This is a genomic window from Picosynechococcus sp. PCC 73109 (assembly GCF_001521855.1).
In the GTDB taxonomy this organism is placed as follows: Bacteria; Cyanobacteriota; Cyanobacteriia; order Cyanobacteriales; family MRBY01; genus MRBY01.
In genome coordinates, this window is sequence record NZ_CP013998.1 from 334722 (window position 1) to 358675 (window position 23954).

The window sequence follows — 23954 nt, forward strand, 5'->3', positions numbered from 1 at the left end:
CCTGCTACGTGGGCAACTAATTCGCATCCGTAGACAGGGCTTCTGGATCTAAAAGTTCCACCTGACCCAGGCGACCGTCGAGGCGTACCCATTGGCCTGGTTGGAGAAGCTCAAGGGCCATGGTGACATTGGCAACCATCGGAATTTGGTGTTGACGGGCCAAACTTGCCCCCTGGGAGAGCATGCCCCCCTGGGTCGTGATAATGCCGCTGACCTCCTTGAGATGCTCTAGAAAATGTTCATCAATGTAGGTGGTCACCAAAATATCATTGGGACTCCAGGACGAGACCCGTTCCCCAGGTAAACAGCGATGGACGCGGCCAATCACCGAGCCACTACTCACCGCTTGACCCTGGAGTTTTTGTAAAAAACAACTACTCGAAACATCTTCTTTCGTGGTCAATTGACCGTAGATAATCTCTGGGGGAGGCCCCTGCTCTTGGTTCACACTCATTTGCGATCGCCGATATTGAATTTTGAGCTGGAGGCGGGAAAACTCCTGGGATTGGGGGGCATTAATTAAGGCCTTTACCTCCGGGAGCTTGAGCCAAAAAATATCCTGGGGCTGCTCTAGATAACCTTGGTTTTGCCAAATCTGGGCGATCGCCAAAAAATGCCAGCGCAACTGGGCCAAGAACGTTTCACAAAGCCCCGTTACTACTTCCTGTTGACAGTAGATCTGCTGGAGTTGGCGCTGGGCGGAGCTAAGGTCAGGGGGAGAAATGGCGGTGCGTGGCTGGTTCACTAAATCCGTTAATTGTTGGCGGATCGTCCCCAAATCTTCTCGCCAGCGCCGCTGGGCCAACTCCCAAGGGAAATCTGCCCCATCCCCATGCTCCTTCAGCCACTGATTTAAACGACCAAATAAATGTTCACCATCGGGCAGCTCTGCGAGTTGGGCAAATAAAGCCGCCCGTGTAAAGGGTTCAACAGCCCCCTGGCGCGATTCCCCTGTGGTGCGGAGGGTGCCCCGGATATCCACGGCCAACTGATTGAGAGCTTGGAATTTGGGGGGGAACGGCGGCAGAAAATGGGATAATCCCGTGGTCAGACGGCGACGCCACAGAATTACTTCCCCCCGGAGCCAATAGCCGAGCAGGAGTTCCAGCATCTCTGTAATTTGCTCGACATTTTGCACCAAATCCGCCAGGCTGAGGGTCGAAAGATCATTGCGGCTGATCATCTTGATCGTTTTTAGCAGCGGGTAACAAAGACGATCCGCTTCCTGCTGAAACTCTGGGTACCATTGCCAATCCCAACGCAAATAGCGGTAACAAAATAAAGGATGGCGTAGACCAAACAGCAGCCCTCCCCACCGGGATTGGAGATCGCTAAATTCAAAGTTTTCCCGGCGGCAGACCCGCTCCCAAAAGCTGCGGTTGAGATAGCTATACCCTCGATGGTGGGAAATTAAGGCGATGTTTTGGAGGCTTTCGCGCCCTTCCCACAGGGCAGCGTAGATACTGGCGATCGCCCCTGGTGCCGTGACCTCTAATAGAGAAGCACTTAAAGGAGACAAAGGTTTGGGGAAATGGCTCGCAATCTCTTCCCTCGTCCAGACCGGATGGAGGTGATAGATGGGCCGCACTCGCAAAATCCAAATATCCTGGCCCGTAAAACACCATTCAAGGGCCTGGGGACTACCCTGTTGATGTTCCAACTGACGACTGAGGTGGGCCACTTCCTGCAAAATATCTAGGGGAGGGTGGTTAACATAGGGTTTCCCGCCCAGGGGCTGGGGTGAATCCAATCCGTAGTACAGCAAAAATTGGCCTTCCCCAATCACGAGCGGCGTAATAAAATCCTGGACAACTTCCGTGAGCGGATCCTGGCGCGTGTAGGGTAGCGGTGGACGACTGTAGGTAATGCCCGACCATTGCACCGTGGGTTGGGCTTGCACCAGCAGCGCTTGTTTTCCCACTGCCGTTTGACTAAAGCCATTCACCAGGGCAACTTCCAAGGCTTCTGGGCTGGTGAGTTGCTCCGTGGGAATCTGAAATCTGGGAAGGACTTTTTCGCTGGAGAGACGCACCATATAGGGGCGATCGCCACTGGGTTTTAGTAAATCAACCAGTCGTTTAAAATCATCCCCTGGTTTTAGAACCCACCCCGGCAAAACGGGATAACCCAAATATTTCAATTGGCTGAGGGTCGCCGCATCCTGGCCCACTTGGGGGCTACTGAGGCGCTGATCGAGGGAGAGAAAGCCGGATTCAGGCCGAAAAATTTGCCAAACTTGCCGACTATTTGTTGTCTGTTGACTTAACCAGCCCAGGAGTCCCCCCAGGGCGATCGCCGCGACCCAATAGCCCGGTACCGCACCGTGGCGGATCGTGAGAGCCACAAAAATCAAGGTTAAAACGGCCCAGATCCCCAGGCGAATTTGTCGAAATACCGTCAAGCCCACCAAGCCAATAAAACTGACAATGGGCGTAATCTGCCAATCATGGAGTAACAAACCGCCCCACACCGCTGCAAAGGCCAGGTCTTGGGTGCGCCAATAGCGGCCCATCATCAAGGCCAACAGACTAATGAGTTCCCAAGGGGATTGGTACGGGAAAAAATACCGGGTGAAGAGCACCACAATTATCCCCAGGAGACAATCTCCCAACAGTTGCCTAGAGGGATGGCGATCGCCCCAGGGCAAAATACAAACTGCACCGAGGGTTGGGATTAAAGTAAAGATGAGTAGACAACCCCAGACCTGCGTCAATGTCATGGTTGTGGCGAAAGGAATGTTTGGATCCGGCGCACGGCTTCCCGCAGTACCGCTGGTTCCTGAACGAGGGCAAAGCGGACATAGCCTTCCCCTGTTTTACCAAACCCCGATCCTGGCGACAGGGCAATGCCCGTTTGAGCCACCAATTGGGTACAAAATTCCAAAGAAGTTCCTGACCAAGCTTCTGGCAACTTGGCCCACACATAGAGGGTCGCCCCAGGCTTGGGTACAGACCAACAGTGGTCATTGAGGGCTTCGACGAGGGCATCCCGGCGGTCTTGGTAAACGCGTACGTTTTCCGCGATGGTGGCTTGATCTCGTTGGAGAGCGGCGATCGCCCCGTTGAGAATCCCTTGGTATTGGTTAAAATCAACCACCGCCTTAATTTGGCGTAGGGCCGCAATCAGTTGGGCATTCCCCACCGCAAAGGCAGTACGAAAGCCTCCCATATTAAAGGACTTTGAAAAGGTAAAAAATTCAATGCTACAGGTTTTTTCCGGATCGGCCTGTAATACTGACGGTGGTGCCGTTTCCCCAGCAAAATAAATGTCGTTGTAGGGGAAATCATGGATCAGCGCCAGATCATGGGCCTGACAAAACGCCACCGCTTCCCGAAAAAAATCGAGCGTGGCGATCGCCGTCGTGGGATTGTGGGGATAACTGAGAATCATCAAACGACTTTTCGCCAAAATATCCTGGGGGATCGCCGCAAATTTCGGCAAAAAATGATGTTCAGCGGTGAAGGGCATAAAGTAACTTTCGCCACCCGCCAGCGCCACCCCACCCGCATAGGATGGATAACCCGGATCCGGCAGTAGAGCATAGTCTCCAGGGTCGAGCAAGGCCAGCGGCAGGTGGGCCGTCCCCTCCTGGGAACCGATCAGTGCCAAGACTTCGGTATTCGGATCAACAGCAACCCCATAACGCTCGGTGTACCAAGTGGCGATCGCCTCCCGAAAAGCCTGGGTATTGCGGTGGAGGACATACCCATGGGTTTGGGAATCGGTTAATGCCTGGGCAATGGTTTCCGTGGCGATCGCTGAAGCAGGGAGATCAGAAGAGCCGAGGGATAGATCAATTAAATCCCGACCCGCCGCCACCGCCTTGGCCTTGGCCCGGTCCATATCTGCAAACACATTTGCCGAAAGCCGTGATAACCGCTGGGAAAAATGCATAGGGGCAAATCAAATCGCTGAAAAATATTACAGTTGGGCTTCAACAAAATCCTTAAGACCCTGCTTCGTAATCGCCCCCTCATGGCTCGCCACAACCTTCTGGGCCTTAAAAAAGCGCAGGGCCGGCACCCCCTCCACTTGGCATTGGGCAACGGCTTCCGGATTGGGGTCTACTTCGAGCTTAACGACTTTTAGGCGATCGCCATACTCCTGGGCGGCCCAACTGACCGAAGGCGAAACTAACCGACAAGGCCCACACCAACTGGCCCAAAAATAGACCAAGATATCTTGATTGACGTTGAGGACTTCCTGCTCAAACTGGGAATCGGTAATTTCCAAAACGCTGCCACTCACAGGGGGTGAACTCCTTGATTACTTACAAAATGAAGACAGTTCCTTACGTTAACAGTTTTCGGCGATCGCTGGATCAATGGATTTACGAACAGCCACAAAACTCCGTAAGTGAGCCAGGTAGGAGTTCTTTGGACTTCTACCCAGCCAAGTAATCTGTTTGTAAGGTTTCAAGACCCAAAAACCAGGATAAAGATCCCCCCCCTCAAGGCAAGACCCTAAAGATTTTTCATTTGGGTGCGTAGGGCCTCCAGCTCAGCATCCACCGCCGCAAAATCAGCATCCGTTGGTTCGGGAGTTTCGACGGGAGTATCGGATACTTCTTCCATTTCATCCACCATCTTGGCCGCTTCTAGGGCTGGTGCTTCTTGGGAAGCTGCTTTGAGCATCGCCAACTCATCATCAATGGAATTGGAGGCTTCGAGTTGGGCAAATTCTTGATCTAAACTGGCACTGCCCAAGACGTTGGTTGCTTCAGATTGGGCTTCGAGTTCCATGATTTTGTCCTCCATCCGCTCGAAGGCACTCATCGCACTGCTGGTGTCGATGTTGTTCATGGTGCTCTGGAGTTGGGCATTCGCTTTCGCAGCGTTGGCCCGGGCCTTAAGCATATCTTTCTTGGTTTTGGCCTCTTGGATTTTGCTTTCTAGGGCAAGGAGGTTTTCCTTGAGGGTTTTCACCTGGGCGTTTTGTTGGGTCAGTTGCTGTTGGAGGACTGCTGCGGTGTCCGCAAAGGTTTTTTTCCGGACTAGGGCTTCCCGGGCGAGATCTTCTCGACCGTTCTTAATGGCTAATTCTGCTTTCTTTTGCCAAGTGGTCGCTTCGGTTTGGTTTTTGATCAGCTGTTGCTCAGTTTTTTTCTGGGCGGCGATCGCCCGGGCCACCGACTGGCGTAATTGCACCAAACTTTCCCCCATATCGGCAACGGCCTGTTCCAATATTTTTTCGGGGTCTTCGGCCTTACTGACCATATCATTGAGGTTGGCTTTAACAACACGACCAAGACGATCTAAAAATCCCATGATGCTATATCTCTATACGTGATTGAGTGCAATTTAAACTGTGACTTACTCTGGCAAAGGGGTAAGCATACTCCTTTACATTTTAATCACTCCTTTGGTTTTCTATGGTAGTCGCTTCTACTGCTTGGGTCATTGGCTAAGAAGTTCGTCGGGCGTGAATGCCCAAAGGAAAGCTGTATTCACCCGCAAAGATTGCACCTTGGTGTATTCGGTGGTCAATGCAGGTTTTTAATTTTCTAAGTTTAATTTTTAAGACCACACTGCTATCTTGGCTGGTTTTCGTATTATTTTGAGATTAGCAAAACAAAGTATGACGATATCTAATCAATATCTAACCAATGGGGGAAAGCCTAAATAGGTTATTGTAAGATAGTGACTTTCCCAGAAAAATCATCCTCGTGAAAATTCAGCACCAGTTGTAAATCGAAGGGATATGGATTCCTAATATCGATGCAAGTAGGCGAGTAACGGCCACTTTTCAAGGGAAAAGCCTGGGGTGAAAAAGCGAGATTGCAAGTGAATTTGGCCTGACTTCCCCAACTGTCGCGACTAAACTATGCACTTAGATGATCTACATATTCTGCTCATTGAAGATAATTTGGCGGAAGCTGAATTGTTAGGGGATCTACTGGCAGATATTGAGATGGTGCAGTGCGATATTGTGCATTTTGCCCACCTCGAAAAGGCGATCGCCTGTCTCGAAGACCAAACCTTTGACGTGATTTTGCTCGATTTGAGCTTGCCCGACAGCCAAGGCCTCAGCTCCCTCCCGATGCTGATGGGCATTGCTCCGGACGTTCCCATTGTGGTGCTGACGAATACCAATGATGCCGAGTTAGCCCTCGAAGCGGTGCACCAAGGGGCTCAGGATTATTTAATCAAAAAAAATATCGCCTTTGACCAAGAGACATTACTCCGCTCAATTCTCTACGCCATCGAACGCAAGCGGAATCAACAGGCCCTCAAGTTAGCCAACGAGCGACTCCGGCAAGAGATGAAGGCCCGCGAAGCAATGCAGCTCAAACTTGAACAATCCAACCAGGAGCTTGAACAATTTGCCTACATTGCCTCCCACGATTTGAAGCAACCCTTAGCGAGTATTTACTCTTGGTCTCAACTGCTCCAGGTGCGCTACGGCAATTGTCTGGATGAAAAAGGGAGTAGTTACCTCAATGCGATCCAAGATTCCGTGCGCCAGATGACCCAGCTCATTGAAGATCTTTTAACCTATTCGCGGGTCGATCGAGTAGAAAATACGGCGGTGGATGTGGATTGTAATTTGATCGTCCATCAGGTTTGTAATCGACTCAGTTCGGCGATCGCCCAACAAAGCGCCAAGCTCACCATTGATTCCTTGCCCACCATTCAGGGAAATCCTCTACAAATCAGTCAAATTTTCCAAAATTTAATCGAAAATGCCCTCAAATATTGCCGGGAAGAGGTGCCCCCCCAGATTCGGATCAGTGCCGTCCAAAACGATAACCACTGGGTTTTTAGCTGCCACGACAATGGCATTGGCATTGAAGCCGATTATTTTGAGCAAATTTTCTACGCTTTTAAACGCCTCCATTCCCAGAGTCAATATTCCGGGACAGGCATTGGCCTCGCCGTCTGTAAAAAAATTGTGCGCCGTTATGGTGGTGAAATTTGGTTGACTTCTACCTTTGGTGAAGGCTCTACTTTTTACTTTTCCTTTCCGATGCAGTCTTCCCCTGAGGACAACGCTTAGGAACCAGGGTATCTGCGAGGGAGTTTGATCAAGTTACAATAAAGCTGACCCAGACCTAGTTGATTTCACCTGATACAGACACCGTGACTATTTCTCCCATTTCTCCCCAAGACACCACCTTTAACCCCAATCAACCCGATGCCTTTGGGCGTTTTGGGAAATATGGTGGTAAATATGTGCCTGAAACCTTAATGCCCGCTTTGGCTGAATTAGAAGCGGCCTATGCCCAGTATCGTAACGACCCGACTTTTCAAGCAGAATTAGCTGGACTATTAAAGGATTATGTTGGTCGTCCCAGCCCCCTTTATTTCGCGGAACGGCTGACGGCTCGCTATGCTCGCACCGATGGTTCTGGTCCGCAAATTTACCTGAAACGGGAAGATCTCAACCACACAGGTGCCCACAAAATCAATAATGCGATCGCCCAGGCCCTCCTCGCCAAACGCATGGGCAAACAACGCATCATCGCCGAAACTGGTGCGGGTCAACATGGTGTTGCCACAGCGACGGTCTGTGCTCGGTTTGGGTTGGAATGCATTATTTATATGGGGGTGCAAGACATGGAACGCCAAGCCCTCAATGTCTTCCGGATGAAATTATTAGGAGCTACCGTCCAACCCGTAGAAGCAGGTACCGGCACCCTCAAAGATGCTACCTCCGAGGCTATTCGGGACTGGGTAACAAATGTAGAGACAACCCACTATATTCTCGGTTCCGTAGCTGGCCCCCACCCCTACCCGATGATGGTGCGAGATTTCCACGCGATCATTGGTACCGAAACTCGGCTACAGTGCCAAGAAAAATGGGGTGGTCTGCCGGATATTCTGATTGCCTGTGTGGGGGGAGGCTCCAATGCCATGGGGCTTTTCCACGAATTTGTTAGAGATGCCACCGTGCGCTTGATTGGCGTTGAGGCCGAAGGGTCTGGGATCACCAGTGGTCACCACGCCGCCACCCTCACCCAAGGGAAACCAGGGGTCTTACATGGCGCCATGAGCTACCTCCTACAAGATACCGAAGGCCAAGTCGTCGAGGCCCATTCCATCAGTGCTGGCTTAGATTATCCTGGCGTCGGCCCGGAACACAGCTACCTCAAAGATACTTGTCGGGCTGAATATTACAGTGTCACTGACCAAGATGCAGTGGCTGCCTTCCGACGGGTGTCCGAGTTAGAAGGAATTATTCCCGCCCTGGAAACGTCCCATGCCTTTGCTTATTTAGAAACCCTGTGTCCCCAGTTGTCGGGCAGTCCGCGCATTGTGATCAATAGTTCTGGTCGGGGTGATAAGGATGTACAAACGGTGGCAAAATATCTCGATCGCCACGGTTGGGATTAAAAAACTTCGAGATTTTTGAGATAAAAGTCTAAATTGCGGTAAATGACGAGGGGGGTTCAAGGTAATCCCTCTTTTTTTTGTGGCTACCAGTGGATCTGACTCAGGATGTAGCGGAGTCGGTCGTAGTCGTCTTTGAGGAGGGTGCTGATCATGCGACCCACATCGATTAACCATTGGCGATCGCCTTTTCGGAGTCGGTAGACTTCCCGCACTGCCGCCGCCATCAGAGATTCTGGGGGAACCCAATTCACCTGCAAGAGAATCCGGAGAAACTCTAATCTATCTGTGAAGTGAATAATTTCGTCCGGCTCGCAATGGTAGACCGATTGGTGAATTTGAGGGGGACGGGGCGGTAAATATTGAAACACTTCCCCCCGCCGACCATTCCGGCGATTACTAGGCATTTCAAAGCCGACGATGGCCGCCCGGAACTCCGTTTTGAGCATTGCAAAAATTTGTGGCTGTTGTTCCCGCAACTCCTCAAGGCTCATCCCTAAGGCTCTGGCCCGATGAACTGAATCAATGGGGGCAGTGGTGACGTAGGTAACCACCCCATAGACGATATTGCCCGATTCTTCGTCATAGGATTTTACCCAACTGCCAAAGGGAGGCATCACCGGAAAGCTGAGATCTTCTGGCTCCAAACATTGGGCGGTGAACTCAGTGGTGGCGGTTTCAATGACCTCGGCAATGTGATCGGGGTGGCGATCGCCAGGGGAAAATTGAGGTAAGGGCAGACGCATAGGATGAGCCAAAGGGACTTATTTCGTGACTTCAAGCTCCGCGAGGTTAAAGGTAATCAGTTTATCCCAGTTCCCCCCTTCAAAAAGAACTGCCGCCCGACCATCGCTGACCCGTTGGACGAGGCCCTTAAACCGATAAAAGGTGTCATCGGGGTTGATTACGCGCACCGTGCTACCAGGGAGAATCATCGCTTCCAAACCTTTTACTGAAATGACTAAGAAATTTTACCTATCATAGCGCGTTCAATTGGCGTTACTCGTCGAATCTGTCAGGCGATCGCCTTCGTTATTGAGTTGGGGTAGGGATTCTGGAAAGTAGATCGTGCGAATATCCGCTGGCAACTCTTCTAAAACCAATTGACGCCCTTGGTTAAGCCAATCCTCCACGTCCTCAACGGTTAAATACTCTCTCTCGGCCTGGAGATGGGCAGAAATGCGGGTCGAGCTCCAGTGAAAATGATCCGCGAGCACCACAATCAACCGGGGCAGTGGCGGAACTAAATCCAAGGCTTGTTCGAGGTAACACCACAGGGGCGGCGTTGTCCGCTTAATGTCATAGTTAATGCTGGCCACTGGCGGAATCTCAAACTGATCCTGGTAGGCCGTTGCCACTTCCAAAAGCCACTGCTGTAAAGATTGAAACCCTTGGGCCTCTAAATCGAGGGTGCGCATCTCGTGGAAAATTTGCCGCCAGGTTAGGGCAAAAAGATAGTCCGTCTGCACAGGCGATCGCCCCCCATGGCCAACGAGAGTATAAACCAACGGCGCGTATCGACAAAAAATCCCTGTGAAGTATTTCCCTTGATCCAAATAGCGTTGACAAAAAGTCAGCAGATCCGAATCGCTATAATGGTTGAGGGCCAAAATCAGTGGATGATTGGTTTCAGAAAAACTCGGAATCTGAATCATGTCCTGCAATAATGCCTAAAAAGTGCCTGTGCGACGTCACTTGATTTTAATCATAAGCGATTCACCTCCCAACTTTTGTTCCATGACCGTTGCTTTCTCTGCATTGTCCCATCCCTCAATGGCGGCATTTTTCCCCGCCTTCGATAGCCTGTTTTCTACCCAAGGCATCATGGTGATGTTGCTCTGTGCCTATGGGGTCGCCATGTGGATGTTTCTAACCACAGCCCCCAAAGTCCACACGATTATGGTCTCGGATCTAGAAGTGGCCCGGGGATTTTATGAAGGGATTTTGCAGCTCCCCGTCGCCGATGTCCCCCTCCACTACTACTACAACTATGAACAAACCCTAGGAGCCGCGAGCCTTGACCCGATGTATATGGGAGCTAGTCCCATGGCAATGGGCCGCACTGAAACCTTGGGGGGGGCAGACGGATTATGGTATCAACTGAAAAAAAATACCCAACTCCATGTGGTGTCGGGGGCGAGCCTTGGGAAAAAAAATCGCCAACGCCACGTTTGTTTCGATAAAGATTGTTTAGAAGCGCTCCTGCTCCGTATCCAAGCCCGCCGCCTCAAATATAAAATTCGCCAGGAAAAACCCTTAAACTTTCTGGTTAAAGACTGGGATGAACGGGTGATCGAACTCGCAGAGGTCATTAATTAACTCGCTACAAGTTTATTCTTGTAATGGCTCCAGGCGCGACGATGCAGAACGTTGCAACGTTTCCCCCTTGACGAGAGTATGCACTTGCCAAGGGACTTCCGCGTTGGGATAGTCGGTGCGATAGTGGCCACCACGGCTTTCGGTACGCCAGAGGGCACTCTTAAGGATCAAGAGGGCGACATCGGTGAGATTACAGGTTTCTGCGTAGAGACGAATTTGCGGCTCGGCATCGGGATGGCTTAGGTGGATCTGCTGTGGGGGATGGCTCTGGAGAAATTGCGCCAGGGGCATTTGCTGGAGTTGTTTTTGCCAGGTGCTCACCTGGGCGATCGCCTCCTGTAAAATTTTTTGTTCTCGACAAATACCAGCGCTTTGCCAGAGCAATAGGGGGAGATCGGCCCGGATCGTTTGCACTTTAACGGATAATTTTTTCCAGCTTGCGGTGACGGTCTGGATCTCAGGATCTTGTACTGCTAGGGCCGCTGGTTTTGGCTGGAGATCCCGCAGTTGCGCCGCAAAAACCAGACATTCTAGCAAGGAGTTACTCGCGAGACGGTTCGCCCCATGGACGCCCGTACTTGCGGTTTCGCCAATGGCATAGAGCCCTGGAATCGAGGTTTCACAGTCTGTATTGGTGGTGATGCCTCCCATCCAATAGTGGGCAGCGGGGGCCACAGGAATCGGCTCCGTAAAAACATCCACCCCCCACTCGGCACACATCCGAATAATGTTCGGGAAACGACGGCGGATTTTTTCGGCGGGGATCACACTCAGATCAAGGTAAACATGGGCATTGGCCGGATCACCGGCATTTTCGGCTAGGTAGCTAAAAATAGCGCGACTGACCACATCACGGGGGGCGAGTTCACCGTCGGGATGGTAGTCAAAGGCAAAGCGATCGCCATTAAACCCCAATAAATGCGCCCCTTCACCTCGTACCGCCTCACTAATCAAAAAATGGGGGGCGTTCGGTTTCGTTAAGGCCGTGGGATGAAACTGAAAAAATTCGAGATCCCGCAACTGGGCACCTGCCCGCCAGGCAAGGGCCACCCCATCCCCGGTACTGACGGTGGGGTTTGTGGTTTGGGCGAAAATTTGGCCGCCACCGCCTGTCGCTAAAATTACAGTTCCTGCGGCAATCCATTGGATGTGATGATCAAATAAGACACTGACCCCTTGGCATCGGCCCGTTTCATTACGCCAGAGTTGGAGGGCGAAGGCCTGGGAAACAATGTGAATGTTCGGACGTTCAACCACCTGCTCGATCAAGGTGGTAATAATTGCTTTGCCGGTAGTGTCGGCAGAATGTAACACCCGGGGGCGGGAATGGGCAGCCTCCAGGGTCATCGCCAGTTCCCCATCCCTGCGGTCAAAGGCAACGCCCATGGCCACCAGATGATCAATGGCTTCCTTCGCGTGGTTGACTAAAAACTGAACGGCCTCCGGATCACAGAGGCCTGCCCCAGCTTTGAGGGTGTCTTGGAAATGTAATTCTGGGGAATCCATCGGGGCGATCGCCGCCGCAATACCGCCCTGGGCCCACTTACTTGATCCAGTGCGTAGCTTTGCCTTCGTGATGAGACCCACCTGTAAATGACTCGGCAAAGACAGGGCCGCATATAAGCCCGCTGCGCCACTCCCAATGACAACAACATCAAATTGAGTCGGCAAATTGGTCACGCTGGTCATTCCTTTGGACAGTGGGTGGGCAATAAATTCTAATCACTATAGCTTTAAACCGCAGCGAACTGTGAGTTGTCCTTGACTACCCATGACACCTGGTTAATTTCAAGGCGATGGCGCAAAAGAAAAACATTTCTGCCATTGAATTCACAAAAAAAATCCCCCCAGAACGGAGGGACTCGCTTTTTTTCGGGGTGTTGGGAAATTTTCCTGGCTGAAATTAACGAGAAGTCAGCCATTGGGAAAATAACTTGAAGCTATAGCCGCAGTAGATGAACATCATGGGCAAAATTAACCGAAATCAACAAATTTTTAGTGAAAGTTTCGATTTATCGCACAATGCTACTGAGCATCCAAGCTTGTTTCTCGTGATCGCGGATCCGGCCACTGAGGAGTTCCACTGTAGAAACATCGTGGTTTTGTTCTGCCTGTTGCAGGACGCCCTTCAGCTTCTCGGTCAGGGTGATGTGGTCATTCGATAGCTCGGCGATCATTTCTTCGGCGCTGGCTAAACCACTGGCCTCCTTGAGAGAACTCAATTCCAGGAATTGATGGAAGGAACCAGGGGCGGATAAGCCTAAGACCCGGATACGTTCGGCAATGTCATCTACGGCGATCGCCAATGCTTGGTACTGCTCTTCAAGTAGGTTGTGAATACCGTAAAACAGGTTCCCTTGGACGTTCCAGTGGAAATTCTGGGTCTTTAGGTAAAGCAAATAGGTATCTGCCAGAATGTGGGACAGAGATTGGGCGATCGTTAAGGATGCCTCTTGGTTTTGGGTCGTTGTACCAGTGGTGGGGGCTTGTAAAGTCGTAGCCATAAAATATTTTCCTCCTAAGTTGTTAAAGGGATTTGGTAAATGGGTTAGAGAAGCCCGGTTAACAGGGTGAAGTCATTCGCTCCGACCCTTGGGCTAAACAGAGTTGTGTTCTAGGACAAACTCTGCTTTAAGGTTTTTTAGAATTCATGGTTCTTAAATGCTTCAGCGTGCTCACTGTGAGTCAAGGTTTAACCTAGGCCTGTTGTAGGGTTTTGGGTTTTGCCCAGATGCCCTGGCTGTTCTGTTCATATTCATCCTCGACCCGCATCCAAGCGCGGTAGGCAGCAACGTGTTGATTTTGCTTCTCTGCGTAGACCTGGTTGTAAACCTCGACAAAGGTTTCTTGGGCCGCATCAGCAAGACGTGAGCGCACAGACTCCGGCAAATCTTCGGTTGAGCTGACTTTTCCAGTATCAAAGCGAGAGAGCAAGAAGTCTTTACAGGAGAGAATGTCTGTCCCGCCTTCCGCCTGGAAGAGGCTTTCTAATTCTGTGGCAGTACCCTGGCTCGTTTCGGCGGTCAGCATCAAGCCACCTGCTTTAATCTTCGTTTCGTAGATGGCTGCCTTTTCTTTGGGCATACCGAGGCTGACAAGGGCAGAGATGAGTCCGACACCTGCACCACCGGCGATCGCCCCGCTAGTTGCGCCGAGGAGGGCCGCACCGATGGGGCCACCCGCGACCACCGTACCAATGAAGGGAACAAATAGGACACCGAAGCCACTCAGGGCACTAAACAGGGTTCCGAAGAGGGCACCGTAGATTGCGCCGGACTGCAGACCTTCTTTAATGAAATCTGCCCGACCGAAGAAACCAGTGATTTGGGTTTCTGACTGCAAATTCTTACCGATGATGGAGATGTCTTCTCGTTTCACCCCCATATCGAGCAACTGCCTTAGTACTTTGTTTGCCTGTTGGCGATCCTCAAAGATCGCGGAAACAGTACAGGGTACTTTGGTCTGGAGATCAGCCGTTTGTTGATTGTTTTGGTTCTGATCAAGGGTTGCCGTAGTCATGGATTATCCTCCTATTGTCTCTTGTTCGTGTTGCGTGGTGAGACAGAGGATTAGAAGTTGTTGACAGCTTTCTGGAAGGATTGGTCTAACTCTTGCCAAGCGCTTTCAAAGCCCTTCTGCAAGTCATCCCAGGCTGATTCGCTGGCATTCTGAAGTTCGTCGAATTTCTGTTGAGCAGCATCCCGCTTGGCGGTTAGCTCTTCGAGCATATTTTGGTATTTGAGTTTGCCGTCTGCCTCTGCTTGATCAACTTTGGCGCGGAACTCATCAATGCGGGCGTCGATTTTATCAATCTGCGCTTTGACTTTCTCTTTATAGCGTTTTTGATTTTCTGCGTTTTGTTCTAGGGTTTTGTTTAGTTGGTTAGCCATAAAGTAAGGCTTAAACCTCCTTGTTGATGTGTTCTTCAAAAAATCAAGCACGGATCAGATCCAAAGTTCAAAATGTTGTTTTGAAATCGAATTTGTTTTTGCTTGACTACACTTTTAATATTATGAAATATTCCGACTGAGTACATCTATCGATAGACATAGATCGCTCCTGAAACGCTTATTTATCAAGAGTTTCAAATTTCAAAGGTATTGTTTTTGCAATATTTATTCGGTTTCCCGAACCTAAACCGAACCGTTTTTTGGAAGTCTTTCTGAATTGCGAAAAAGAGACTTTAACCATAATCTTTTATTGCTTAATTTTGCTCCCAAATAATTTTAGCAAGCTGCCACTAAACATCTGGGTGGATGCAATAAAAAAGAGGCCGCCCGGATGACGACCCCCAGAAATTTTCTTTTTAGGCGTAAAATTTAAGCTGTTGATTTAGAAGGATAAACCGAGATTAATACCGAGGGCAGCATGGACTACAAGGAGGGCGATCGCCGCTGACCCCACATAGGCATGCACCGTGCGCAGGGAATCTTTGCCGAGAAATTTTGTGATCGATAGCGCACCGTTGGCCATCAACATCCCAATGGCGATCGTGCCTGTCCAGAAGTGGGGACTTTCAAAAATTGGCTCTCCCTGCATGACTAGAGAAAGAACACCCCCTGTCCAACCCAGGCTGATAAAGGTTGTGAGCCAGAGCGCTGCTTTTTTGTGCCAGTAGGCACTCTCGTTTTTGTCGCTAACATCTTCACTGCGGCGAATCTGCCAACCCTTAACGGCCGCAGAACCACCAACAGCCACGATGACAATGCCCATCATCAAGGGATGCCCCCAGTGGGTAACGATTTCTGGGATCGGTAAGGTGTTGAACCAAGCGGCAATTGGTTCTAGATAAGGACGAATGAACTCACCCATGTTATTTCTAAAAATTTTCTTAAAAAGTTTGCGTTCTCTATCTTAGAGGATTCGTTAAACCGCCCACGACTTTCGGCGAGAGGAAATATGGCCAATGGATCACAAATGGTTGGGTGAGGTGATGGTTAGGCGATCGCCAAAATTTTTTCCCGGAGCGTTTGGTCTTCGGTGAAGGTCTGGTTGGTGGCTGCCAAATCATCCAAGAGGGGCTGCAGATAAACCCGGAGCGGCTGGGCATCATCGGGGAGGGAAAGGTCTGGGTTGATATCGAGGATGCCCTGGGTGAGGAACCAACGCTTTTTAATATCCGGATCTGGAATGACCAAATTTTCCGCCTGGATCACCGCGTCATTAAAGAGCAAAATATCGAGATCCAGGGTGCGGGGGGCATATTTATCAGCAGTGCGGACTCTGCCGAGCTTTGTTTCGAGCGATCGCAGCACATCAAACTTAAATGCTGTCGCCTCGTACGCTGTTTCGACGAAGGCAACACAGTTAATGTAATAGGGCAGATCCTTGGTGGGGGCTTGGCCTGGGGCCGGAATCGCGTCCGTCACAAAACACCTTGATATCGCTTTGAGCTGACAGAACTGCTTTAATTCCGTCATCGCTTGCAAGATATTGGCTTCCGGTTGAATATTCGAGGCGACGCTGAGGTAGACACGATTCTGGGCCATGGCTTTTAACGCTCCCGGTAGATGGTAACCGCCGAAGCCTTGGCAAAACGGAGGGCGCCGGGTTTATCAATGGTGACTTCTACCTTTTCGACAAGGGCATCGGTAAAGCAAATATCAGCGACGACCTGGGCCATTTTTTCGATCAAATTGTAGCTAGAAGGCTCAATGGCGGCCAAAATTGCCTTGGTGATTCGTTTGTAATCAACGGTGTCATCGATACTGTCCGTTTGGCCCGCTTTGGTGAGATCCGCGTGCATTACCACATTGATCACCACATCCTGTTTTTTGGTGCGTTCTTCCGGAAAAATGCCGATAATGCAGCGCAACAGCAGGTCACGAATGTAAATTTTATCGAGGCTTTTAGACATAGAAATTTTCTCCTAGGTGAAACCCACCATCAACACAAATGACTTGGCCAGTGATGAAGTCATTTTTTAAATAAAACAGTACCGTTTGGGTAATATTGCGTGGATCACCAAACCGTCCCAGGGGGGTTTTTGCAATCACGGCTTGCACCCGCTCATCTCCCTCCGCATTGACTGGTGGCAAGATGGGGCCTGGGGCGATCGCATTGACACGAACATTGGGGGCAAGCTCAAATGCTAACATCTTCGTGAAACTATGGAGCATCTTTTTGCTCAGGTGATAGGGCACGTGCTCATGGTCATAGCCGTAGATACGCGTATCAAGGAAATTAATCACATTCCCGTGGCTAGATTCTTTAGAAAAGAACGCTTTCGTCAACAAAAAAGGGTGCAGGGCGTGAACCTGAATATTGTCCCAGAGATTTTCTGGACTCAGGGCAAACAAACTTTCCTTATTAAACATCGAGGCATTATTAATCAAGATGTCTAGTTGGGGCGTTTTCGCTTTCACCGTCTCGATCATCGCCTCCACACTGTCCCGCTGGAGCAGATCCGCCGCCACAATATCCACCGAAATTGGCAAAGCTGAAAGTTCTTCGGCCAGTTGTTCTACCTCGGCTTGGGAAGAGCGGTAATGGAGGATGAGATTGATTCCTTCCTGGGCGAGGGTCCGGGCGATCGCCGCACCGATGCGTTTTGCTCCCCCTGTGATTAAAGCGGTTTGTTGACTCATGGTTCCCGTTCGGCAATTAAAACCCATAGAAGTTAACCTATTCTTTCTGGAGAAAGCAAGCGTGACCCGGATGATGTGTACCAACCGAGAGATCCGCCACCACCGCCCCAAGATGTAACAGATGTACAGAGAACCTTTAAGCCAGGGAAACGGGAATGATAAAATTTGGAATACTTTTTTAGTGAAAGAGAGAGAAGGTCAACGTGGTTCAAGTACCGATCAAGCCCACCCCGCAAACCCCCGCCCCCACCACTGCAATTCCCAATGGCCCGGCCCTCGAAGCTTGGTTAAATGACTGGGCGCAGCGGATTATTAATGGCGATCGCCTCACCCGTACCGAAGCTCTCCGTCTCACCGCCATCACTGGCCCCGAAAATATCCTCAAACTCTGTGCCGCTGCGGATCTGATCCGGCACGAATGCTGTGGCAATACCGTTGACCTCTGCAGTATTGTGAACGTGAAATCCGGGAGCTGTTCCGAAAACTGTAGTTTTTGCTCCCAGTCCGCCCACCATCCCGGTGATGATTCCCCTGTGTATGGCCTCAAAACCGCCGAAGAAATTATTGAACAGGCCAAAGCCGCTGAAGCCGCTGGGGCAAAGCGTTTTTGTCTCGTTAGCCAAGGCCGGGGCATTAAATACAACAGCCCCAGAGACAATGAATTTGAGCAAATTTTAGAAACCGTGCGCCGTATCCAGGCAGAAACAGCGATCAAGCCCTGCTGTGCCCTCGGCGAAGTCACCCCAGAACAAGCCCAACAGCTCCGGGAAGCCGGCGTCACCCGCTACAACCACAACCTCGAAGCTTCGGAAAATTTCTTCCCCGATATCGTCACCACCCACAGTTGGCAAGACCGGGTCGAAACCATCAAAAATCTCAAAGCAGCGGGCATTCAGGCGTGCAGCGGCGGCATCATGGGCCTCGGTGAAAGTTGGGAAGACCGGGTTGATTTGGCGATCGCCCTGCGGAATCTCGAAGTCGAATCTGTGCCTTTAAATCTCCTCAATCCCCGTCAGGGAACTCCCCTCGGAAGCAATGACCGTCTCGATGTCTACGAAGCCCTCAAATGCATGGCAATCTTCCGGTTCATCTTGCCCGAACAAATTATCCGCTATGCTGGCGGTCGCGAAGCGGTAATGGGTGAACTACAACACCTCGGCCTGAAGGCAGGCATTAACGCGATGCTCATCGGCCACTACCTCACCACCATGGGCCAACCCCCCGAACAGGATCAAGCGATGCTCGAATCTCTCGGCTTACAAGGGGGTGAAGCACCGATTCCTGGCCAATATTCCGCCGCCCAATAACCCTTGAAAGCGAAAGCCCTCCCCAGATCCTTGTCCCCAAAGCAAACTGCCACCACTGGCCCGAACTGGTTTAACCAACTCCTGTGGGCATTGATCGGTGTATCCCTGACGATTGGGGGCACCTTCATCGAGGCCCACCGGCTCAATCTCCCTTGGGACTGGTCAACGGCGGGACTACAAACTCAGTCTTTGGGGATTTACTGTCAAGTGGCTGCTGTTCTCCTCACGGGCTGTTTGGGGGGCAAAAATGCGGGGATTATCGCCCAGATTGCCTATATTCTGATCGGCTTGTTTTGGTTGCCGGTGTTCTCCCAAGGGGGAAAACTGGGATATCTGACAGAACCCACCTTTGGTTATATCATCGGCTTTATCCCAGCGGCGGGCATTTGTGGTTGGCTTGCCTTTCGGTATGTGCTGAGTTTAGAAGCCCTCGCCCTCAGTGCTTTTTGTGGTCTGATCGCTCTCCACAGTTGTGGCATTCTTTATCTGGTGGGGCTGACCCTCCTGGAAAAATTACAGGCGACGGAACTGAGTTTGCTCCAGGCGATCGCCCTCTATAGTGTGACTCCCTTTCCGAGTCAGTTAATGCTAGTCTGTGGTGTGGCCGTGTTGGCCTATGGGGTACGACGGATTTTGTTCTATTAGGCCAAATTAGGCCAAAGTATTGGGCTTGATATTCTTTCTTTTTAGCGAAACGGAAACTCTCTCTCCATGGATCTGCGCCAAGATTTACTGAAAAATCGCTGGTTTTGGCTTGTTGCCTTCCTCGGATTAGTCCTCGATCAACTAACAAAAACCATTGTGCTCCAGACCTTGCCGGAGGTGGGTGATACCTTTGCCCTCTGGCCGAATGTCTTCCATTTCACCTATGTGCAAAACACTGGGGCTGCCTTCAGCATCTTTACCGATGGCGTACATTGGCTCCGGTGGTTGTCCTTGGGAGTCAGTGTGGGTTTGATGGCCTTGGCTTGGTTTGGCGATCGCCAAACGCTCTGGGAACAAGGCGGCTACGGATTTATTCTTGCGGGGGCGATGGGCAATGGCGTCGATCGCTTTTTATTTGGCTATGTGGTCGATTTTCTCGACTTTCGCCTGATTAATTTTCCCGTGTTTAACATTGCCGATGTCTGTATCAACATTGGCATCGCCTGTTTATTGCTCAATTTATGGTTTTCTTACCGCCTCGCCCAAACAGAATCGCCCCCTAACTCTAAGTAATCTTTTAATAATCTGGAGGGTGGAGCGATCGCCGTTATAGATTCTCAGAAAATATCAAGAATAGATATATTCACTGCCATTGTGTTCGTTTTGCTGCGAGAGCAACTGTTCCTCTAATTGGGCAATGCGTTTGTAGGCCACCGTCAACTGGGCCGTGAGTCGCTTGATCTGCCATTCCGGGCTCATTTGCTTCTCGTCCATGGAACGCCCTTCTAAGCCTAGGGTTTCATCAAATAAAACATCTTTGTGGTGAAAGGATTCTCCCCCGACCCGAAAATCTAAGCCAAAGACCGCTGGATCAATTTTGGGAACCATTGTCATCAAATCTGCTTCCGACAAGGATTGTCCCGTTGGGCCTAGCCCCTGCTGCATTTGTTCGACGGTTTGATACAACAGATCAAGCTGATGTTTCAACTCGTTGATATAGCCTTGAACACTCATATTTTGTCAGCCTAAAGTCGGGTCTTTGTCCCATGCTAGTACCAACCCCAAGGCTGTGAATATTTATCCTGATATATTTAAGATTCTCTTAGAAAACCTTAAGAAAACCTTGTATCTCCAAGGATAAAGTTGCAATTGTCCTGGCCAAGGTTGCACTTGATTAAAGGCTAAATTTGCTATTTTTTGAAAAGATATTTCCCAGGGGAAACGACATTTAGATTTATGCCCAATCGCCGCCATTTTTTGACTATTTCCGCACTCTATGCCCTTGCTGGGTGTTTGGGAGGGTGTCAACGAACCTCGGAGACAACTTTACAAATCAATACATTACGGGGGTCAATCTCGCCACAACTGTTGACATTGTTTCGGCAAAACCAAGGGCAAACGGTCAGCTTAGATCTCAAACCCCTAGAACAGCTCCAAGAATTATTTGAGGTGTTGCAGGATGCGGCGATGAAGATGCCGGAGACTTCTGAAAATTTCCTCAATCGCTCGGCAGCGGTGCCGGATCTGCTGACCCTGGGTCATGGTTGGTATCAACAGGCGATCGCCTTGGGATTTGTTCAACCGTTATCTCTGGAGGAACTAACGCGGTGGGAAGAGTTGGGGGAACCTTGGCAACGGTTTTTGCGCCGCAATGTCCAGGGCGAGATCGACCCCCAAGGGCAACTGTGGGGGCAGCCCTACCGCTGGGGCACGACGATGCTGGTCTACCGCAAGGATAAGTTGAAAAATATGGGGTGGACACCGACGGATTGGGCAGATCTATGGCAGCCAGAATTACAGGGAAAAATTTCTCTGCTGAATCAATCGCGGGAAGTGTTGGGGCTTTTACTGAAAAAACAGGGGAAATCCTACAACGAAACTGATCCAGAGGCGATCGCCAATTTAGAGAGCGATTTCCAAACCCTCCACCGCCAGGTCAAATTCTATAGTTCCACCCACTATCTCCAGCCCCTCAACATGGGCGACACTTGGATTGCCCAGGGGTGGTCCCAGGATATTTTGCCGCTCCTGCAACGCTACCGCAATTTAGGGGCAGTGATTCCCGCCAGTGGCACGGCCCTCTGGTGTGATCTGTGGGTGCAGCCCCAACGCAGCCAAACTTCTTTTGAGACCCTAAAAACTTGGTTAGATTTTTGTTGGGAACCAGCGGCGATTCAGCAGATTTCCCGCAGTAGTCACGGGGCCTCTCCACTAATTTATGCGGCAACCAATTTAGACCCTGCCATCACTGATAATCCGTTAATTTACCTCGATCAAAATACCTTCCGGGCCAGTGAAATTATCGAGATGTTAAACCCGGAGGTGACGGCCCAGTATCAACAGGTTTGGCAAGCAGTGCGCCAGGGCTAGACCAGAAAAATTTTGATTTTGCCCACCGCTGTTCTGGATAATGCGGAGGAAGATCATCGATTGAGGAGTTCCCATGACCCACGACACCATTGGGGTGGCGATCGCCGGTACCGGTTTTGGCCAAAAAATTCACATTCCCGGCCTCCAACACCACCACCGCACCGAAGTGGTCTCGGTTTACCATCGCGATCCGGACAAAGCCCAGGCGATCGCCGCGGCCCATCAAATTGCCGAAAGTGCCAGCGACTTTAATGCCCTCCTAGAAAATCCTGCCGTTGCCGCCGTTGCCATTTCGACGCCCCCTTTTTTGCATTATGAAATGGCCAAACAAGCTCTTCTAGCGGGGAAACATGTTTTATTAGAAAAACCCATGACCTTGAATGGGGCTGAGGCGCGGGAGCTTTACCATCTGGCAGCCCAAAAAAATTTGGTCGTAACCCCAGATTTTGAATTTCGCTTTGTCCCTGCTTGGCAATGTCTCGCGGAATATCTACAACAAGGTTTTGTTGGTGAAAAACGCCTGATTACGATCAACTGGTTAGTGACCAGTCGAGCCAACCCAGACCGACCTTGGAATTGGTATGCCCGCAAAGATCAAGGGGGCGGTGCTTTGGGGGCGGTGGGTTCCCATGCCTTTGATTATGTCCATTGGTTGTTTGGCCCTGTGAAACGTTTGGCGGGTCATCTCAGTTGCGCCATTAAAGAGCGACCCGACCCCAAGGATGGCGATCGCCTTAAACCCGTCGATGCCGATGACACCTGCTTGATCATGCTAGAACTGGCCGACGGCACACCCTGCCAAATTAATATCACTTCCGTCAGTCACCACGGTCGGGGCCACTGGGTTGAAGTCTATGGCGATCGCGGTTCCCTGGTTTTGGGGAGCAGCAACCTCAAGGATTATGTCCATGGTTTTACGCTCCAGGCGGGCCAGGCGGGTGAAACACTGCAACCTGTGGCCATTCCAGAGCGCCTTGAATTTCCCCAAACCTTTGCCGATGGCCGCCTTGCGCCCTTTATCCGGGTCGTTAATCATTGGGTCAAAGCCATCGACCGCTGTCAACAAAATCAAGAGGTATCCGAAGATCCAGTGGCGATCGCCCCGACGCTCCGGGAAGGGGTCTATTCTCAGTTGCTAATGGATTTAACCCACCAGGCCCATACCCAAGGCCGTTGGTTAACGGTGCCGGATCTCGATACCTATCTCGATCTAGGCTGACGCGGTTGGGGAGAAGTACGCCGTCCCTGGGGATTTTGGCCAGTCGCCTGGGGCGCTAACCCATTATTTGAGGATGGTGGTGGTTGGAGTTGTCGCCGTCCGTTTTGAACAATTTCTAGTTGCTCCCGGAGATTCACCTCAAGGCGGCCAAGGAGATTGTGGGCATATTGATCCGCATCTTGTTGGATGGCCTGGGCCTCGGCGATCGCCTGGTTTTTCATTTGCTGCACTTCCTGGGACACCTGCTGTCGAAAGGCCTCTAGATCGGCGAGGGTACTTTGGCGGAGGGCTTGGCATTCTTGCTCTGTGGTGTAGCGCAATTGGGCCGCCTGTTGCTCAGCTTGCCGGGTGAGGGCCATCTCGTCTAAGTATTGGGCGGCCTGCTGCTTGGCACTGGTGACAATCCGATCCGCATCGGCTTCAGCCTGTTCAACGAGGTGTTGCTTGTATTGGAGCACTTCGACGGCCCGCTCAATAATTTCAGGAACACTGGCCCGTACCGCATCGAGCTGGTCTAAAACATCGTTGTCTTTAACGAGGGTTAGTCCCGTGAGGGGAATTTGAAAGCCTTCAAAAATTACTTCTTCTAAATGGGTGAGCTGTTCCTGCACATTCAAGTCTACCCCTCGATAAAGGGTTGGGGAGTTGGCATTATTGTCGGTGGGCTTACCTGGGGAGGATGAACTTTGTACCATTGATAAAGATCTTCAGCGACATTGTCAGGAACGAGGTGATCAACGGAACCACCAAATTTAGCAATTTCTTTGACGACGCTGCTGCTGAGAAAACTATATTCGTTGGAGGTCGCCAGGAATACTGTCTCGATATTATCCCAAAGCGTCTTATTTGTATGCGCCATCTGTAGCTCCTTCTCGAAGTCGGATAGCACCCGTAGTCCCCTTAGTAATACACCCGCATTACGTTGCCGAGCGTAGTCGGTGGTTAAACCCGTGAAACTCGCCACTTCCACGTTAGGTAAATGTTGGGTACAGCGGCGAATCTGGGCCACGCGCTTTTCGAGACTAAAAATCGGCGATTTACTGGGATTGCACAGCACCGCCACGATTACTTTTTCAAAGAGGCGATCGCCCCGCTCAATAATATCGAGATGACCCAGGGTGATCGGATCAAAGCTTCCAGGATAAATAGCAATCACAAAATACAGCGCCACACAGAA

At 50.7% G+C, this 23954-nt stretch carries 26 protein-coding genes; 8 read left to right on the forward strand and 18 right to left on the reverse strand.

The genetic code is table 11. The features are described 5' to 3' along the window. Nucleotides 1-16 precede the first annotated feature (16 nt). The 4 genes from AWQ23_RS01610 to AWQ23_RS01625 all read right to left on the reverse strand — a co-directional run bounded on the left by AWQ23_RS01610 (nt 17) and on the right by AWQ23_RS01625 (nt 5267). A complete protein-coding gene (locus AWQ23_RS01610; protein WP_062431936.1) occupies nt 17-2719 on the reverse strand; it encodes a PEP-utilizing enzyme in 2703 nt (900 codons plus the stop codon). Next, complete coding sequence (locus tag AWQ23_RS01615) at nt 2716-3894, reverse strand: LL-diaminopimelate aminotransferase (RefSeq protein WP_062431938.1); 1179 nt, start codon at nt 3892-3894, stop codon at nt 2716-2718. Before AWQ23_RS01615 ends, AWQ23_RS01610 begins: the two co-directional genes overlap by 4 nt. A 27-nt stretch (nt 3895-3921) precedes the next feature. Continuing rightward, nucleotides 3922-4248: a co-chaperone YbbN gene (locus AWQ23_RS01620; protein ID WP_012305927.1), complete on the reverse strand. Its 327-nt coding sequence runs from the start codon at nt 4246-4248 to the stop codon at nt 3922-3924. A 215-nt stretch (nt 4249-4463) separates the two neighbouring features. Next, nucleotides 4464-5267, reverse strand: a complete 804-nt coding sequence (locus AWQ23_RS01625) for a PspA/IM30 family protein (RefSeq protein WP_012305928.1) — start codon at nt 5265-5267, stop codon at nt 4464-4466. A 556-nt stretch (nt 5268-5823) separates the two neighbouring features. Here AWQ23_RS01625 and AWQ23_RS01630 point away from each other — a divergent pair. Together AWQ23_RS01630 and trpB are read left to right on the forward strand one after the other, a co-directional pair. Further along, on the forward strand, nt 5824-6996 hold the full coding sequence (locus AWQ23_RS01630) for an ATP-binding protein (protein WP_062431940.1): 1173 nt from the start codon (nt 5824-5826) through the stop codon (nt 6994-6996). Between the two features lie 83 nt (nt 6997-7079). Beyond that, a complete protein-coding gene (trpB, locus tag AWQ23_RS01635) occupies nt 7080-8333 on the forward strand; it encodes a tryptophan synthase subunit beta (RefSeq protein ID WP_062431942.1) in 1254 nt (417 codons plus the stop codon). Between the two features lie 83 nt (nt 8334-8416). Here the strand turns inward: trpB and AWQ23_RS01640 are convergent, their stop codons facing one another. From AWQ23_RS01640 to AWQ23_RS01650, 3 genes are read right to left on the reverse strand one after another with little or no spacing between them, the layout of a single operon-like run. After that, complete coding sequence (locus AWQ23_RS01640; RefSeq protein WP_062431944.1) at nt 8417-9076, reverse strand: HAS-barrel domain-containing protein; 660 nt, start codon at nt 9074-9076, stop codon at nt 8417-8419. An 18-nt stretch (nt 9077-9094) separates the two neighbouring features. Next, on the reverse strand, nt 9095-9265 hold the full coding sequence (locus tag AWQ23_RS01645) for an NAD(P)H dehydrogenase subunit NdhS (protein WP_012305932.1): 171 nt from the start codon (nt 9263-9265) through the stop codon (nt 9095-9097). Between the two features lie 54 nt (nt 9266-9319). After that, entirely contained in the window at nt 9320-9985 is a 666-nt protein-coding gene (locus tag AWQ23_RS01650) for a hypothetical protein (protein ID WP_062431946.1), read from the reverse strand. A gap of 82 nt (nt 9986-10067) precedes the next feature. Here AWQ23_RS01650 and AWQ23_RS01655 point away from each other — a divergent pair, with 82 nt between their 5' ends. Then, the gene (locus AWQ23_RS01655; protein ID WP_062431948.1) at nt 10068-10649 is read left to right on the forward strand and encodes a glyoxalase-like domain protein; all 582 of its coding nucleotides are present in this window, start codon (nt 10068-10070) and stop codon (nt 10647-10649) included. A 12-nt stretch (nt 10650-10661) separates the two neighbouring features. On the opposite strand, the gene nadB is transcribed toward AWQ23_RS01655, so the two are convergent. The 8 genes from nadB to AWQ23_RS01695 all read right to left on the reverse strand — a co-directional run bounded on the left by nadB (nt 10662) and on the right by AWQ23_RS01695 (nt 17236). Then, nucleotides 10662-12338 (reverse strand): L-aspartate oxidase, encoded by a 1677-nt coding sequence (nadB, locus tag AWQ23_RS01660; protein WP_062431950.1) that lies wholly within the window; start codon nt 12336-12338, stop codon nt 10662-10664. Nucleotides 12339-12661: 323 nt separating this feature from the next. Continuing rightward, the gene (locus AWQ23_RS01665; protein ID WP_012305936.1) at nt 12662-13153 is read right to left on the reverse strand and encodes a Dps family protein; all 492 of its coding nucleotides are present in this window, start codon (nt 13151-13153) and stop codon (nt 12662-12664) included. A gap of 193 nt (nt 13154-13346) precedes the next feature. Next, complete coding sequence (locus tag AWQ23_RS01670; RefSeq protein ID WP_062431951.1) at nt 13347-14168, reverse strand: ChaB family protein; 822 nt, start codon at nt 14166-14168, stop codon at nt 13347-13349. Nucleotides 14169-14218: 50 nt separating this feature from the next. Beyond that, nucleotides 14219-14539, reverse strand: coding sequence for a hypothetical protein (locus AWQ23_RS01675; protein WP_012305938.1), 321 nt, complete (start codon nt 14537-14539; stop codon nt 14219-14221). A gap of 442 nt (nt 14540-14981) precedes the next feature. After that, the gene (locus AWQ23_RS01680; protein WP_062431953.1) at nt 14982-15461 is read right to left on the reverse strand and encodes a DUF4079 domain-containing protein; all 480 of its coding nucleotides are present in this window, start codon (nt 15459-15461) and stop codon (nt 14982-14984) included. A 125-nt stretch (nt 15462-15586) separates the two neighbouring features. Then, nucleotides 15587-16138, reverse strand: coding sequence for a 2-amino-4-hydroxy-6-hydroxymethyldihydropteridine diphosphokinase (gene folK / locus AWQ23_RS01685; protein ID WP_062431955.1), 552 nt, complete (start codon nt 16136-16138; stop codon nt 15587-15589). A gap of 5 nt (nt 16139-16143) precedes the next feature. Continuing rightward, nucleotides 16144-16506 carry a dihydroneopterin aldolase gene (gene folB, locus AWQ23_RS01690; RefSeq protein ID WP_012305941.1) on the reverse strand — a complete coding sequence of 121 codons (363 nt, stop codon included), beginning with the start codon at nt 16504-16506 and terminating at the stop codon, nt 16144-16146. Continuing rightward, nucleotides 16499-17236 (reverse strand): SDR family oxidoreductase, encoded by a 738-nt coding sequence (locus AWQ23_RS01695; protein WP_012305942.1) that lies wholly within the window; start codon nt 17234-17236, stop codon nt 16499-16501. Before AWQ23_RS01695 ends, folB begins: the two co-directional genes overlap by 8 nt. Nucleotides 17237-17439: 203 nt before the next feature. On the opposite strand from AWQ23_RS01695, the gene bioB reads away from it, so the two are divergent. From bioB to lspA, 3 genes are all read left to right on the forward strand, one after another. Continuing rightward, nucleotides 17440-18543, forward strand: a complete 1104-nt coding sequence (gene bioB, locus AWQ23_RS01700; RefSeq protein WP_198158679.1) for a biotin synthase BioB — start codon at nt 17440-17442, stop codon at nt 18541-18543. 30 nt (nt 18544-18573) lie between these two features. Continuing rightward, a complete protein-coding gene (locus AWQ23_RS01705; protein ID WP_232308941.1) occupies nt 18574-19188 on the forward strand; it encodes a biotin transporter BioY in 615 nt (204 codons plus the stop codon). 66 nt (nt 19189-19254) lie between these two features. Then, nucleotides 19255-19761, forward strand: coding sequence for a signal peptidase II (lspA, locus tag AWQ23_RS01710; protein ID WP_012305945.1), 507 nt, complete (start codon nt 19255-19257; stop codon nt 19759-19761). A gap of 54 nt (nt 19762-19815) precedes the next feature. Here the strand turns inward: lspA and AWQ23_RS01715 are convergent, their stop codons facing one another. Beyond that, nucleotides 19816-20202 (reverse strand): hypothetical protein, encoded by a 387-nt coding sequence (locus AWQ23_RS01715; protein WP_030006091.1) that lies wholly within the window; start codon nt 20200-20202, stop codon nt 19816-19818. 222 nt (nt 20203-20424) lie between these two features. Here AWQ23_RS01715 and AWQ23_RS01720 point away from each other — a divergent pair, with 222 nt between their 5' ends. Together AWQ23_RS01720 and AWQ23_RS01725 are read left to right on the forward strand one after the other, a co-directional pair. Continuing rightward, a complete protein-coding gene (locus AWQ23_RS01720; RefSeq protein WP_062431959.1) occupies nt 20425-21558 on the forward strand; it encodes an extracellular solute-binding protein in 1134 nt (377 codons plus the stop codon). A gap of 73 nt (nt 21559-21631) precedes the next feature. Then, nucleotides 21632-22777, forward strand: coding sequence for a Gfo/Idh/MocA family protein (locus AWQ23_RS01725; RefSeq protein ID WP_062431961.1), 1146 nt, complete (start codon nt 21632-21634; stop codon nt 22775-22777). Here AWQ23_RS01725 and AWQ23_RS01730 read toward each other — a convergent pair. Then, entirely contained in the window at nt 22759-23472 is a 714-nt protein-coding gene (locus AWQ23_RS01730; protein ID WP_030006094.1) for a hypothetical protein, read from the reverse strand. The genes AWQ23_RS01725 and AWQ23_RS01730 overlap by 19 nt on opposite strands. After that, nucleotides 23397-23933: a pantetheine-phosphate adenylyltransferase gene (gene coaD, locus AWQ23_RS01735; RefSeq protein WP_012305950.1), complete on the reverse strand. Its 537-nt coding sequence runs from the start codon at nt 23931-23933 to the stop codon at nt 23397-23399. Before coaD ends, AWQ23_RS01730 begins: the two co-directional genes overlap by 76 nt. Between the last annotated feature and the right edge of the window lie 21 nt (nt 23934-23954).